This is a genomic window from Streptomyces sp. LARHCF249 (assembly GCF_052871255.1).
In genome coordinates this window covers 67,840-81,000 of record NZ_JBIXJQ010000012.1, presented here as the reverse complement: position 1 = coordinate 81,000, position 13,161 = coordinate 67,840, and the positions used below count along the sequence as shown (strand labels likewise).

Annotated in this window: 16 protein-coding genes; 12 read left to right on the top strand and 4 right to left on the bottom strand. The window is 73.0% G+C overall.

Features of this window, described 5'->3' with window-relative positions:
* Window positions 1-32: 32 nt before the first annotated feature.
* Window positions 33-197 carry a hypothetical protein gene (locus tag ACIPUC_RS29730; protein WP_446593525.1) on the bottom strand — a complete coding sequence of 55 codons (165 nt, stop codon included), beginning with the start codon at window positions 195-197 and terminating at the stop codon, window positions 33-35.
* A gap of 223 nt (window positions 198-420) precedes the next feature.
* On the opposite strand from ACIPUC_RS29730, the gene ACIPUC_RS29725 reads away from it, so the two are divergent.
* From ACIPUC_RS29725 to ACIPUC_RS29710, 4 genes are read left to right on the top strand one after another with little or no spacing between them, the layout of a single operon-like run.
* Complete coding sequence (locus tag ACIPUC_RS29725; protein ID WP_446593523.1) at window positions 421-1,731, top strand: NYN domain-containing protein; 1,311 nt, start codon at window positions 421-423, stop codon at window positions 1,729-1,731.
* A gap of 28 nt (window positions 1,732-1,759) precedes the next feature.
* Entirely contained in the window at window positions 1,760-2,797 is a 1,038-nt protein-coding gene (locus ACIPUC_RS29720; protein WP_446593521.1) for an ABC transporter ATP-binding protein, read from the top strand.
* On the top strand, window positions 2,794-3,576 hold the full coding sequence (locus tag ACIPUC_RS29715) for an ABC transporter permease (RefSeq protein ID WP_446593519.1): 783 nt from the start codon (window positions 2,794-2,796) through the stop codon (window positions 3,574-3,576). The genes ACIPUC_RS29720 and ACIPUC_RS29715 overlap by 4 nt, the downstream gene beginning before the upstream one ends.
* 49 nt (window positions 3,577-3,625) lie before the next feature.
* Complete coding sequence (locus ACIPUC_RS29710; protein WP_446593517.1) at window positions 3,626-4,255, top strand: hypothetical protein; 630 nt, start codon at window positions 3,626-3,628, stop codon at window positions 4,253-4,255.
* 39 nt (window positions 4,256-4,294) lie between these two features.
* On the opposite strand, the gene ybaK is transcribed toward ACIPUC_RS29710, so the two are convergent.
* Genes ybaK through ACIPUC_RS29695 form a run of 3 tightly spaced genes read right to left on the bottom strand, consistent with a single transcriptional unit; the run spans window position 4,295 to window position 7,220 of the window.
* On the bottom strand, window positions 4,295-4,789 hold the full coding sequence (gene ybaK, locus ACIPUC_RS29705; protein WP_446593515.1) for a Cys-tRNA(Pro) deacylase: 495 nt from the start codon (window positions 4,787-4,789) through the stop codon (window positions 4,295-4,297).
* The gene (locus ACIPUC_RS29700) at window positions 4,789-5,526 is read right to left on the bottom strand and encodes an LON peptidase substrate-binding domain-containing protein (protein WP_446593513.1); all 738 of its coding nucleotides are present in this window, start codon (window positions 5,524-5,526) and stop codon (window positions 4,789-4,791) included. The genes ybaK and ACIPUC_RS29700 overlap by 1 nt, the downstream gene beginning before the upstream one ends.
* A gap of 44 nt (window positions 5,527-5,570) precedes the next feature.
* On the bottom strand, window positions 5,571-7,220 hold the full coding sequence (locus ACIPUC_RS29695; protein ID WP_446593511.1) for an oxidoreductase: 1,650 nt from the start codon (window positions 7,218-7,220) through the stop codon (window positions 5,571-5,573).
* 140 nt (window positions 7,221-7,360) lie between these two features.
* Here ACIPUC_RS29695 and hisD point away from each other — a divergent pair, with 140 nt between their 5' ends.
* Genes hisD through hisF form a run of 8 tightly spaced genes read left to right on the top strand, consistent with a single transcriptional unit; the run spans window position 7,361 to window position 13,088 of the window.
* On the top strand, window positions 7,361-8,710 hold the full coding sequence (gene hisD, locus ACIPUC_RS29690) for a histidinol dehydrogenase (RefSeq protein WP_446593509.1): 1,350 nt from the start codon (window positions 7,361-7,363) through the stop codon (window positions 8,708-8,710).
* A complete protein-coding gene (locus tag ACIPUC_RS29685) occupies window positions 8,707-9,813 on the top strand; it encodes a histidinol-phosphate transaminase (RefSeq protein ID WP_446593507.1) in 1,107 nt (368 codons plus the stop codon). The genes hisD and ACIPUC_RS29685 overlap by 4 nt, the downstream gene beginning before the upstream one ends.
* The gene (gene hisB, locus ACIPUC_RS29680) at window positions 9,810-10,403 is read left to right on the top strand and encodes an imidazoleglycerol-phosphate dehydratase HisB (RefSeq protein WP_446593505.1); all 594 of its coding nucleotides are present in this window, start codon (window positions 9,810-9,812) and stop codon (window positions 10,401-10,403) included. The genes ACIPUC_RS29685 and hisB overlap by 4 nt, the downstream gene beginning before the upstream one ends.
* Before the next feature lies 1 nt (window position 10,404).
* Window positions 10,405-10,572 (top strand): hypothetical protein, encoded by a 168-nt coding sequence (locus ACIPUC_RS29675; protein WP_031148344.1) that lies wholly within the window; start codon window positions 10,405-10,407, stop codon window positions 10,570-10,572.
* On the top strand, window positions 10,569-11,213 hold the full coding sequence (gene hisH, locus ACIPUC_RS29670; RefSeq protein WP_446593503.1) for an imidazole glycerol phosphate synthase subunit HisH: 645 nt from the start codon (window positions 10,569-10,571) through the stop codon (window positions 11,211-11,213). The genes ACIPUC_RS29675 and hisH overlap by 4 nt, the downstream gene beginning before the upstream one ends.
* Window positions 11,213-11,950, top strand: a complete 738-nt coding sequence (gene priA, locus ACIPUC_RS29665; protein ID WP_446593501.1) for a bifunctional 1-(5-phosphoribosyl)-5-((5-phosphoribosylamino)methylideneamino)imidazole-4-carboxamide isomerase/phosphoribosylanthranilate isomerase PriA — start codon at window positions 11,213-11,215, stop codon at window positions 11,948-11,950. The genes hisH and priA overlap by 1 nt, the downstream gene beginning before the upstream one ends.
* Window positions 11,947-12,336: a RidA family protein gene (locus ACIPUC_RS29660; protein ID WP_360890593.1), complete on the top strand. Its 390-nt coding sequence runs from the start codon at window positions 11,947-11,949 to the stop codon at window positions 12,334-12,336. Before priA ends, ACIPUC_RS29660 begins: the two co-directional genes overlap by 4 nt.
* Window positions 12,333-13,088 (top strand): imidazole glycerol phosphate synthase subunit HisF, encoded by a 756-nt coding sequence (hisF, locus tag ACIPUC_RS29655; protein WP_446593499.1) that lies wholly within the window; start codon window positions 12,333-12,335, stop codon window positions 13,086-13,088. The genes ACIPUC_RS29660 and hisF overlap by 4 nt, the downstream gene beginning before the upstream one ends.
* The last annotated feature ends 73 nt before the right edge of the window (window positions 13,089-13,161 follow it).

Below are 13,161 nucleotides of genomic sequence, written 5' to 3'. Positions count from 1 at the left end.
CAGGCCCTTGCGTTCATTCGCAAGCGGCCGCGTCAGTTGTGGCCGAACTTCTTCGACTTGCTCTTGTGCGCCAGATCCATCGGACTCGGCGCCTGCGAGGACGATTCGGGCGAGGGCTGCGCCGAGCTCCTCGACGGGTCCTGCGAGGACGAGCGGGTCTGCTGCTTGGGCTGCTTCTGCTGCTTGTTCTTGGCCATGGTGGAGCCTCCGTGATGGGGTCTAGGGGCCAGGACCGCCTTCACACTCACACAACGCCAGAAACCGCGCATTTTGGATCATTACCGCGCGTAGTCGGGACCCCTCTCCCGCCCCTTTGTGAGATCCGCCACGCCGATGATCGAGTTCCGGCCGTCAACGCCCTTGCGGTCGGGCAGACTCGGGGCACCCGACGAAAAACACAGAGGACCCCCAGGGAAGAGGGTGGAACGCGTGGACCGCTGCGTCGTCCTGGTGGACGCCGGCTATCTGCTGGGCGCCGCCGCGAGCCTTCTCGCAGGGGAGCCCTCCCGCTCCCGCATCACCGTCGACCATGCCGCCCTCATCCAGGGCCTGCGCGAGCGGGCCGAGGCCGACACCGAGCAGCCCCTGCTGCGGATCTACTGGTTCGACGGAGCACCCGACCGGGTGCCCCAGCCCGAGCACCGGCGGCTGCGCGTCATGCCCCGCGTCACCGTTCGCCTCGGTGCCCTGACCCGCAGCGACGGCCGCTGGGCGCAGAAGGGCGTCGACGCCGCCATGCACGCGGAGCTGACCGAGCTGGCCCGCAACCGCGCCTGCTCCGACGTCGTCCTGGTGACCGGCGACGGCGACCTGCTGCCCGGCCTGATGTCCGCCAAGGAGCACGGGGTCGCCGTCCACCTGTGGGCCGTACAGGCCGCCGACGGGGACTACAACCAGTCCGAGGACCTCGTCGCCGAAGCCGACGAGCGCCGCGTCCTCGACCGGGCCTGGATCACCCGGGCCGTCCGCGCCAAGGACCTCACCGGCCTGTGCTCCCCGCCGCCCGCGCCCCGCCCCGACATCGCCGCCATCCTCTCCGCCCCGCTGCCCGAGGCCGCCCTCGCCGAGGCCGCCCGCAACAGCTCCGCCCCCGCCGGGAACGACGAAGGCGACGGCCTCCCGGTGCCCGCGCCCGCCACCGCCGGCGGCAGGGCCGTCCCCACGCCCAAGGACCTCGCCGGCTCGCTGCGCGCCCCCGGCCAGCAGGCCGCGCCGCCGAACGGGCAGCACAGCGGGCAGGCCCCGGCCGGCAGCGCCCTGCGCTGGTCCTCCGACAAGGGCTGGATCGACCGGGCCGGACCGCTCGGCGAACCCGCCGAGACCGCCTCCCTGCCCACCCTCGCCCAACTCACCAGCGCCGAGCAGCGCTGGGCCGACCGGGAGGAGGACATCACCACCGTCGGCGGCGACCCGTTCGAGGTGGGACAGGTGTTCGCCCGGCGCTGGATGGAGCGGCTCCCGGAGACCGTGCACCTCCAGAAGCTGGCCACCATGTACCCGCGCATCCCGCACCGGATCGACGGCGAGCTGCTGCGCTACGCCGCCCGGTTCGGCCTGCTCGCGCACAAGGACGACCAGATCGACGAGCACGACCGCTACGCCATCCGGGCCGGGTTCTGGCGGGAGATCGACGTCCGCGCCGCCGCCGAACACGTGGCCGCCGTACCCGCCGCGGCCCCCGGATCCGCGCCCCTGAACGCGAGCGCCCCCGCGACCCCGGGGGCCGAGTAGGGGCGGGAGCCGCGTAGGCTGCTCCCTCGTGAGTACGGGCACAGCACAAGAGCAGAACGGCACAGCGGCGGCCGCGGAAGCCGGCTCCGACGTCGTCTGCGCGGTGCGTGACCTGGTCAAGACCTATCCCGCCGTGCGCGGCCGGCGCGGGGCTCCGGCCCTGCCCGAGACCCGCGCCAACGACGGCGTCTGCCTCGAGGTCCGGCGCGGCGAGATCTTCGGACTGCTCGGCCCCAACGGCGCGGGGAAGTCCACGCTGGTCCGCCAGCTCACGGGGCTGATGCGCCCCGACGCCGGCACCGTGACCCTGCTCGGCCACGACCTCGTACGCCACCCCGAGCGGGCCGCTCGGCTGCTCGCCTACCTGGGGCAGGAGTCGACCGCGCTGGACGAGCTCACCGTGTCGCTGGCCGCCGAGACCACCGGGCGGCTGCGCGGGCTCGACGCGGGTGCGGCGCGGGCCGCGCGGGACGCCGTACTGGAGGAGCTCGGGCTGACCGGGATCGCCGGGCGGCCCCTGAAGAAGCTTTCCGGCGGGCAGCGGCGCCTCGCGTGCTTCGCCGCCGCGCTGGTGGGGGAGCGGCCGGTCCTGATCCTCGACGAACCCACCACCGGCATGGACCCCGTGGCCCGGCGCGCCGTGTGGTCGGCCGTGGACCGGCGCCGCGAGCGGCACGGAGCCACCGTCGTCCTCGTCACCCACAACGTCATCGAGGCCGAGACCGTCCTCGACCGGGTCGCCGTCATCGACCAGGGCAAGGTCATCGCCTGCGACACCCCGGCCGGGCTGAAGGCCAAGGTCTCGGGCGCGGTCCGGCTGGAACTGGTGTGGCGCGAGAGCGCTCCGCTGGGTGTGCCCGAGGTCGCCCGGCTGCGTGCGGACGCCGTCGAGTCGGGACGGCGCTGGGTGCTGCGGCTGCCGCCGGACGAGGCGAGGGCCGCGGTGGCCGCGGTCACCGGCGGCCCGGCCTTCGCCGCCCTCGACGACTTCACCCTGGCCACGCCGAGCCTGGAGGACGTCTACCTCGCGCTCGGCGGCAAGACGAAGGGGCTGGTGAAGTCGTGAGCGACCGAACGGCCGTCGCCGTCGCCGCGCCGCTGGCACCGAAGGCCCGGTTCCTGCCCGCGCTGGCCGCCGTCTACCGGGCGCAGCTGTCCCGGGCGCGGGTGGCGCGGATCCCGCTGCTGTTCGTGGCCACCTTCCAGTCCGTCGGGATCATGGTCCTGATGCGCGGGGTGGTGGACGGGGGCTCGGAGGCCCGGGCCGTCGTGGCCGGTTCCTCCGTCCTCGTCGTCGCCTTCGTCGCGCTGAACCTGCTCGCGCAGTACTTCGGTCAGCTGCGGGCGAGCGGCGGTCTCGACCACTACGCCACGCTGCCGGTGCCGCCCGCCTCGGTGGTGCTCGGCGCGGCCGCCGCGTACGCCTCCTTCACCCTGCCGGGGACGCTGGTCACCGCCGTGTTCGGGTGCGTGCTGTTCGGACTGCCGATGGGCGGGCTGTGGATCCTGGCCGCGGTGGTGCCGCTGGCCGGGGCGGCGCTGGCCGGGCTCGGCGCGGCGCTGGGGCTGCTGGCCCCGCGGCAGGAGCTGGCCACGCTGGCCGGGCAGCTCGGCATGTCGGCCGCTCTGCTGCTGGGGGTGCTGCCGCCCGAGCGGATGCCGGAGGTGATCGTGTGGGCGAGGGACCTGCTGCCGTCCACGTACGGCGTGGAGGCGTTCGCGCAGACCTTCGCCCCCGAACCGGACTGGGCCGTCGTCGCCCTCGACCTCGGCGTCTGCGGGGCGGTCGGGGTCCTGTCGCTGGCCGTCGCCACCTGGGCCTACCGGCGGGCCGCGGTCCGCTGACGCCGGTGCCGGGCGATCCTCCTTCTCCGAGACCTGGCACGATGTGGGGGTGACCGAAGCCGTGACCCCGCCGTCTCCATTCGACCCGCCGTCGCTCCCGCCCGAGAAGCCGGAGGCGCCCGCCGCGGCCGTCACCCCCGAGGAGGTCCGGGACGGGGCCGCCGTCGCCCTGGCGGTCGGCGTGGCCGGAGTGCTCCTCGGCCTGCTGTGGGTGTGGCTCGCGCCGCGCGTGCAGTACGTCTCCAACGGGGAGTCGGTGTTCCTGCGCAACAGCGAGAGCGAAGCGCGGATCGGATCCGACGGGACCTTCTTCCTGCTCTCGGCCGGGCTGGGCGTGGTCAGCGCCGTCGGCACCTTCCTGTGGCGCCGGGGCGGCGGTGTGCCGCTGGTGATCGGGCTCGCGGTCGGGTCGCTGTTCGCGGCGCTGGTGGGATGGCGGTTCGGGCTGTGGCTGGGGTCGTCGTCGGACCTGGCCGCAGCCGCTGCCAAGGCGGGCAAGGGCGTGCCGTTCGACGCGCCGCTGCAGTTGCTGGCGCACGGGGCGCTGCTGGTCTGGCCGATGGCCGCGGTCCTGGTCCACCTGGCCCTCACGGCCCTGTGGTCCCCCCGCGACCCGGACCCGGGCCCGCCCCCCGGCTGGACGGGCCACCCGACGCAGCCGGAGCCCCCGCGCCCCTGACCCGCCGCCGCTCGGGCGGGCCCCGGGCCGCGCCGCAGGCTACGGGCGGGCGATCGGGGCCACCGTGGCGTTCGTCAGGGCGGTCAGGTCGGACGGGGAGAGCTCGATCTCCAGGCCCCGGCGGCCCGCCGAGCAGCAGATGGTGGCGTGCGCCGCGGCAGAGGCGTCGAGCACCGTCCGCAGGCGGCGCCGCTGTCCCAGCGGGGAGATGCCGCCCCGCACGTAGCCGGTCGTACGCTCCGCCGCCGCCGGATCGGCCATCGCCGCCCGCTTGCCCCCGACGGCGGTGGCGAGGGCCTTCAAATCCAGCGATCCCGACACCGGGACCACCGCCACCGTCAGGACGCCGTCCACGTCCGCGACCAGTGTCTTGAAGACCTGGGCCGGGGAGACCCCGAGCGCCTCCGCCGCCTCCTCCCCGTACGAGGGATGCGCGGGGTCGTGCTCGTACGCGTGCGTCGCGAAGGCGACGCCCGCCGCCGTGAGGGCCGCGATCGCCGGGGTTCCGGCCGCCTGCTTGGGCTTCTTCGCCATCAGTTCGGGCTCGTCGGAGCTCGGGTCAGGTCCACCGCCGGCAGCGAGGGGAGGTGGCGGATCACCGCCGTCTCGGTGCGCAGGAGCTTGAGTTCCTCCGCCAGCCGGGTCGCCGTGTCCGGGGCCTGGAGCAGCCGCTGCCTGGCCGGGATGTCCAGCACCATCGCCGCTGCCACCAGGTACGAGACCACCGACGGGTCGTCGGGGAGCTCCGCACCCGTCAGGGACCGCTCGCGGGCCCCGGCCAGCCGCTTCTGGTAGGTGCGGAAGGCCCGCAGCACCCCCTCGGCCAGGGCGCCCGCGCCCTCGCCGGCGTCCTCCGGGAGCTCCTCCAGCTCCGCCGTGAGGAACGGGCCGGAGGCGTCGACCGAGAGGAGGCGGACCCGCGTCGTACCGGTCGCGAGGACCTCGAAGCTGCCGTCCTCCCGCTCCCGGATCGTCGCCGCGTCCGCGATGCAGCCCACGCGGTGGAAGGCCTGGACCGGGTCCGCGCCGAAGCCCGCGGCCGGGCCCCGCTCGGGCAGGGAGGTCTGGTCGGGCAGGCCGGGCGCGGTCGGCGCGACCTCGCGGCCGTCGCGGATGGCGACGACCGCGAAACGGCGCGGTTCGTCCTCGCTCGTCTTCAGCAGCTCGCGCATCATGGCGCGATAACGCTCCTCGAAGATGTTCAGCGGGAGGACGAGTCCCGGGAACAGCACCGAGTTCAGCGGGAAGAGGGGCAGGCGAACGGTGGTCACGAGGCACAGGGTAGTGGCCGCCGGGCCCAAGCGGTCTCGGGCCGTCACCCTCGCCTCAGCAGCCGGGACGCCCCCGCCGCCACCGTCGTGGCCAGGATCCACCCCAGGAGGACCAGCGCGGCCGCTCCCCACTGCCAGCCGCCGTCCACCTTCCACTGGGACTCCTGGCCCAGGTCGATCACCGGAAGCAGCAGGTCCAGGGCGTACAGGGCGGCATCCCACTCGGGGTGTTCGTTCTCCTTGATGGGGGGCGGCCGGTGCTGGGAGAACAGCAGCGCGCCCGCCGCCCACAGCACCGCCATCCACAGCGCGGCCCGGCCCGGGCGGTAGCCGTAGACCACCGTCCAGTCCTGCACGTAGCCCCAGGCCCTGGCGGCCGGCGGCAGGGTCTCCCGGCGGCGCCGCTGCTTGGCCAGCAGCACCTCGCGGGCGTCCGCGTCCTCACCGCTGGCCCGCAGTACGGCCGCGAGGCGCTCGTACGGCTCCGGCGAGTACTCGGGGGTCGCCGCCTCCACCCACTCGAGCCGGCGGGAGAGGGGGAAGTGACCCCGCGGGGCGAGGTTCTCGTAGACGAACCCCTCGATGGACACCCCGCCCGGGCCCGGCCAGCTCGTGGAGGTGTCGACGAGCTTGACCACCTTGGCCCCCGACACCACGACCCGCCCGCGCTCCGGCCGCTCGCCCACGAAGCGGAACTCGGGGGTCTGGATCCTGCGCAGGGATATCTCCTGCTCCTCCGTGAGCACGAACCGGGCCCCGAAGAAGTCGATGGCGTCGCCGAAGCGGCCGTCGTCCAGCCGCATCCCGCCCCGGCACTCGAAGCGCTGCGCGCGCTGCCCGCGCGCCGGCGTCAGGCCCAGGCCGTACGGGGGAGTGGAGGAGTTCGAGCCGGGGACGTAGTCCAGCGCGATCGAGGTCAGGTACAGGGTCCGCTCGACGGTCAGCTGCGGGGCGTTCAGCGCGTACTTCCCGTACGGATTGCGCAGGCGGGCCCCGCGCATGTTCATCGACACGCCGACCGTCGCGCCGCGCAGGCTCACCTCCCCGTACGTCTCCAGCAGCTCGCCCTGGAAGTCCTGCGCCACCGACATCCCGTCGGCGGTGATCGCCCGGCCCTTGGTGTCCCGCTGCACCACCGCCTGGCTGATCAGCAGGTCGGTGCCGATCTGCGCGTCGGTCAGCCGGATGCCCCGGGCCACCCGGCAGCGCGGCATGTGCAGATCGCCCTCGGTGTGCAGCCGGGCCGCCTCCAGCCGGGGGATCGCGCAGTTGACCAGGCGCAGGGTGCCGAAGCGGGTCTCGGACAGCTGTATCTCGCTGTCGAAACGGCAGGACTGGAGCTCCACGTACGGGCTGACCGTGCCCCCGGACAGGTCGAGCCGCCCCGTGATCCGTACGCCGCGCAGCTTGAGCGAGGCCACCCGGCCCGGGACCGGGGGCGGCCCGTGCAGCAGCAAGAGGGCCACCACCTGGGCGCGGACGCTGCGCTCGGGGCCCCAGACGTGCTCGGTGTGCGGATCGTTCCGGTCGGCGGCGCCCGGGGGCACCTCCCTGGGGGTCCCCCCGGACGGAGTCCGGGGGAGGTGGCCGGGGGAGCTCAGATCGCAGACGCTGCCCGTGCGGTACGCGCTCCACATGCGGCGCTCGGGGGCCGTGAGGTCGGCCGGCTCCTCGTCCGCGCGTGCCTCGGTCATGGCGGCCCCCCTCCGCTGTCACGTATGTGGCTGTCACTTGCGTGTACGTGAACGCTATCGGGGGCCTGTGACATCCGGGGCGTGTATCAGCCAGTGATACGGGCGGACGGTGGCGTGAGGCGGTCTGAGAGAATTGGGGGGTGATCTCTCGTATCGACCTGCGCGGTGACGCCCTCCCCGAGGGCGGCGCCCTGCGCGATCTGCTGCCCCGTGCCGAGTTCGACGTAGAAGCTGCCCTGGAGAAGGTGCGGCCCATCTGCGAGGACGTCCATCATCGTGGCACGGCGGCGCTGATCGAGTACGCGCAGAAGTTCGACGGGGTCGAGCTCTCGCAGGTCCGGGTGCCCGCGGAGGCCATCGCGGCCGCCCTGGAGCAGCTGGACCCGGCGGTCCGCGCCGCCCTCGAGGAGTCGATCCGGCGCGCCCGGATCGTGCACCGCAACCAGCGCCGCACCGAGCACACCACCCAGGTGGTCCCCGGCGGCACGGTGACCGAAAAATGGGTTCCGGTGGAGCGCGTGGGGCTGTACGCCCCGGGCGGCCGCTCGGTGTACCCGTCCTCCGTCGTCATGAACGTCGTACCGGCGCAGGAGGCGGGCGTCGAGTCGATCGCGCTCGCGTCCCCGCCGCAGAAGGAGTTCGGGGGCCTGCCGCACCCGACGATCCTCGCCGCCTGCGCGCTGCTCGGCGTGGACGAGGTGTACGCGGCCGGCGGCGCCGTCGCCGTCGCGATGTTCGCGTACGGCACCGAGGACTGCCTGCCCGTGAACATGGTGACCGGCCCGGGCAACATCTGGGTCGCCGCCGCCAAGCGCTACTTCACCGGCAAGATCGGCATCGACACCGAGGCCGGCCCGACCGAGATCGCGGTCCTGGCGGACTCCACGGCCGACCCGGTGCACGTGGCCGCCGACCTGATCAGCCAGGCCGAGCACGACCCGCTGGCCGCCGCCGTCCTCGTCACGGACTCCCCGGAGCTCGCGGACGCCGTCGAGCGGGAGCTGGAGCCGCAGGTCGCGGCCTCCAAGCACGTCCACGACCGGATCAAGCCGGCGCTCGCCGGCAAGCAGTCCGCGATCGTGCTGGTCGACAGCCTGGAGGACGGCCTCAAGGTCGTCGACGCGTACGGCGCCGAGCACCTGGAGATCCAGACCGCCGACGCGGCCGCCTGGGCCGCCCGCGTGCGCAACGCCGGCGCGATCTTCGTCGGCCCGTGGGCCCCCGTCTCGCTCGGCGACTACTGCGCCGGGTCGAACCACGTGCTGCCCACCGGCGGCTGCGCCTGCCACTCCTCCGGCCTGTCCGTGCAGTCCTTCCTGCGCGGCATCCACATCGTCGACTACACGCGCGAGGCCCTCGCCGAGGTCACCCACCACGTGGTGACGCTGGCCGAGGCCGAGGACCTGCCCGCGCACGGCGCCGCGCTGAAGGCCCGTTTTGGCGGAGCCGTACCAGACAAGCACAGTGGCTGGAAGGTTCCGACGGCATGACCGGCATCGACGACCTTCCCATCCGGGACGAGCTGCGCGGCAAGACCCCGTACGGCGCCCCGCAGCTCGACGTGCCCGTCCAGCTGAACACCAACGAGAACCCGTACCAGCTCCCCGAGCCGCTCGTACGGCGCATCGCCGAGCGCGTCGCCGACGCCGCCCGCACCCTCAACCGCTACCCCGACCGGGACGCGGTCGAGCTGCGCACCGAGCTGGCCGCCTACCTCACCCGTACGGCCAAGCACCCGGTCGCGCGGGAGAACGTATGGGCCGCCAACGGCTCCAACGAGGTCATCCAGCAGCTGCTGCAGACCTTCGGCGGGCCGGGACGCACGGCGATCGGCTTCGAGCCCTCGTACTCGATGCACGCGCTGATCTCCCGCGGCACCGGCACCGGGTGGATCTCCGGCCCGCGCCGGGACGACTTCACCATCGACGTGGCGGCGGCCCGGCAGGCCATCGCTTCGAGCGCCCCGGACGTCGTCTTCATCACCTCGCCGAACAACCCCACGGGCACCGCCGTCGAGGCCGAGACCGTGCTCGCCCTCTACGAGGCCGCCCAGGCGGCCAAGCCCTCCCTGGTGATCGTGGACGAGGCGTACGTGGAGTTCAGCCACCGCGACTCGCTGCTGCCCCTCATCGAGGGACGGCCGAATCTGGTGGTCTCCCGGACCATGTCCAAGGCCTTCGGCGCCGCCGGGCTGCGCCTGGGCTACCTGGCCGCGCACCCCGCCGTGGTCGACGCCGTCCAGCTGGTGCGCCTGCCGTACCACCTGTCGGCCGTCACCCAGGCGACCGCGCTGGCCGCCCTGGAGCACACCGACACCCTGCTCGGCTACGTCGAGCAGCTCAAGGCCGAGCGCGACCGCCTGGTCGGCGAACTGCGGGCCATCGGCTACGAGGTCACCGAGTCCGACGCGAACTTCGTCCAGTTCGGCAGGTTCGAGGACTCGCACACCGCCTGGCAGAAGATCCTCGACCAGGGTGTCCTGGTCAGGGACAACGGCGTACCGGGCTGGCTGCGGGTCACCGCCGGCACCCCGGACGAGAACGACGCGTTCCTGGAAGCGGTTCGCGCACTGAAGAAGGAGCAGCACGCATGAGCCGCATCGGACGGGTCGAACGGACCACGAAGGAGACCTCCGTCGTCGTCGAGATAAACCTCGACGGCACCGGCCGGGTCGACGTGTCGACGGGCGTGGGCTTCTTCGACCACATGCTCGACCAGCTCGGCCGCCACGGCCTCTTCGACCTCACCGTGAAGACCGACGGCGACCTGCACATCGACACCCACCACACCATCGAGGACACCGCCCTCGCGCTCGGCGCCGCCTTCAAGCAGGCCCTCGGCGACAAGGTGGGCATCTACCGCTTCGGCAACTGCACCGTGCCGCTCGACGAGTCCCTCGCCCAGGTGACCGTGGACCTGTCCGGCCGCCCCTACCTCGTGCACACCGAGCCCGAGAACATGGCGCCGATGATCGGCTCCTACGACACGACGATGACCCGGCACATCTTCGAGTCCTTCGTCGCGCAGGCCCAGATCGCCCTGCACGTCCACGTCCCGTACGGCCGCAACGCCCACCACATCGTGGAGTGCCAGTTCAAGGCCCTCGCGCGGGCCCTGCGGTACGCCGCCGAGTTCGACCCGCGCGCGGCCGGCATCCTTCCCTCGACGAAGGGCGCCCTCTAGCGTGAACGGGCTCAACACGATCCTGATCGTCCTCGGCCTGTTCCTGGCCGGCGGCGTCTACTCCTTCCAGAAGCAGCAGATGCCCAAGTCGGTCGTCATCCTGCTCGCCATCGGCTCCGCGATGTGCCTCGCCGCCGGAGTCCTGCGAATCCAAGGAATCTGGGAATGAGCGCAGCACGCAAGACGGTCGTGGTCTTCGACTACGGCTTCGGCAACGTCCGGTCCGCCGAGCGCGCCCTGGCCCGCGTCGGCGCCGACGTCGAGATCACCCGCGACTACGACAAGGCCATGGACGCCGACGGGCTCCTCGTCCCCGGTGTCGGCGCCTTCTCCGCCTGCATGCGGGGCCTCAAGGACGCCCGCGGCGACTGGATCATCGGACGCCGGCTGTCCGGCGGCCGCCCGGTCATGGGCATCTGCGTCGGCATGCAGATCCTCTTCGAGCGCGGCATCGAGCACGGCGTGGAGACCTCGGGCCTGGACGAGTGGCCCGGCACCGTCGGCCCGCTCAAGGCCCCGATCGTCCCCCACATGGGCTGGAACACCGTCGAGGCCCCGGCCGACAGCCAGGCCTTCGCCGGCCTGGACGCCGACGCCCGGTTCTACTTCGTGCACTCCTACGCGGCGCGCGAGTGGACCCTGGAGGTCACCAACCCGGCGATCCGCGCCCCCCGCGTCACCTGGGCCACCCACGGCGAGCCGTTCGTCGCGGCGGTGGAGAACGGAGCCCTGTGGGCGACCCAGTTCCACCCCGAGAAGTCCGGCGACGCCGGAGCCCAGCTCCTCACCAACTGGATCGAGACCCTGTGATGACCGAGCCCGCAGCGAAGCTGGAACTCCTCCCCGCGGTCGACGTCCGCGACGGCCAGGCCGTCCGCCTCGTGCACGGCGTGTCCGGCAGCGAGACCTCCTACGGCTCCCCGCTCGAGGCGGCCCTCGCCTGGCAGCGCTCCGGCGCCGAATGGCTGCACCTCGTCGACCTCGACGCCGCCTTCGGCACCGGTGACAACCGCGCCCTGGTCGCCGAGATCACCCGCGCCATGGACATCAAGGTCGAGCTGTCCGGCGGCATCCGCGACGACGCCTCGCTCGCCGCGGCCCTCGCCACCGGCTGCACCCGCGTCAACCTCGGCACCGCCGCCCTGGAGACCCCCGAGTGGGCCGCCAAGGCCATCGCCGACCACGGTGACAAGATCGCGATCGGCCTCGACGTCCGCGGCACCACCCTCAAGGGACGCGGCTGGACCAGCGAGGGCGGCGACCTCTACGAGACCCTCGCCCGCCTCGACTCCGAGGGATGCGCCCGCTACGTCGTCACCGACATCGGCAAGGACGGCACGCTGACCGGCCCCAACCTGGAGCTGCTGCGGAGCGTCTGCGCCGCCACCGACCGGCCCGTCGTGGCCTCCGGCGGCATCTCCTCCCTGGACGACCTGCGGGCCCTGTCCGAGCTGGTCCCGCTGGGCGTCGAGGGCGCGATCGTCGGCAAGGCCCTGTACGCCAAGGCCTTCACCCTGGAAGAAGCCCTGAAGGTGGTCAACGCATGAGCAGCCCTTCCGAAGTGCGCCGCATCTCCTCCGGCGGCCCCTACGAGGACGTCATCGGCTACTCGCGCGCCGTCCAGCTCCCCAACGGCCTCGTCCTCGTCTCCGGCTGCACCGCGGCCGACGGCGGAGGCCCGTACGACCAGGCGATCACGGCCTTCGGCGTGGCCTTCAAGGCCCTGGCGCAGGCCGGTCTCGGGCCCGAGCACGTGGTGCGCACCCGGATGTACCTCACCCACGCCCGGGACGTGGACGACGTGGGCCGCGCCCACAAGGAGCTGTTCGACGCGGTCCGACCGGCCGCATCCATGATCATCGTCTCCGGCTTCGTCGACCCCGGCATGGTCGTCGAGGTGGAGGTCGAGGCGTACAAGGGAGACGCGGCATGACCCTCGCCGTACGGGTGATCCCCTGCCTGGACGTGGACAACGGCCGGGTCGTCAAGGGCGTCAACTTCCAGAACCTGCGCGACGCCGGCGACCCGGTGGAGATGGCCAAGCTGTACGACGCCGAGGGCGCCGACGAGCTGACCTTCCTCGACATCACCGCGTCCTCCGGCAACCGCGAGACCACGTACGACGTGGTGCGGCGGACCGCCGAGCAGGTCTTCATCCCGCTGACCGTGGGCGGCGGCGTCCGCACGGCGGACGACGTCGACAAGCTCCTGCGCGCCGGAGCGGACAAGGTGGGCGTGAACACCGCCGCCATCGCCCGCCCCGAGCTCATCCAGGAGATCGCGGAGCGCTTCGGCCGGCAGGTACTGGTCCTGTCGGTGGACGCCCGCCGCACCGCCTCTGGCTCCTTCGAGGTCACCACGCACGGCGGCCGCCGGGGCACCGGCATCGACGCCGTCGAGTGGGCCCACCGGGCCGCCGAACTGGGCGCCGGGGAGATCCTGTTGAACTCGATGGACGCCGACGGCACCAAGGACGGCTACGACACCGAGATGATCGAGGCCGTACGCGCGCACGTCACGGTCCCGGTGATCGCCTCGGGCGGCGCGGGCAAGCTCGAGCACTTCCCGCCGGCGATCGCGGCGGGTGCCGACGCGGTGCTCGCGGCCTCGGTGTTCCACTTCGGCGACTTGCGGATCTCCGAGGTCAAGGCCGCCCTCCGCGAAGCGGGCCACCCGGTCCGCTGAGCCTGTGCCGGTTCCGCCGCAGGGCCCTCTCAAGATGACGAAAGTCCTTTCTCGAGAAAGCCCTGCGGCGAAC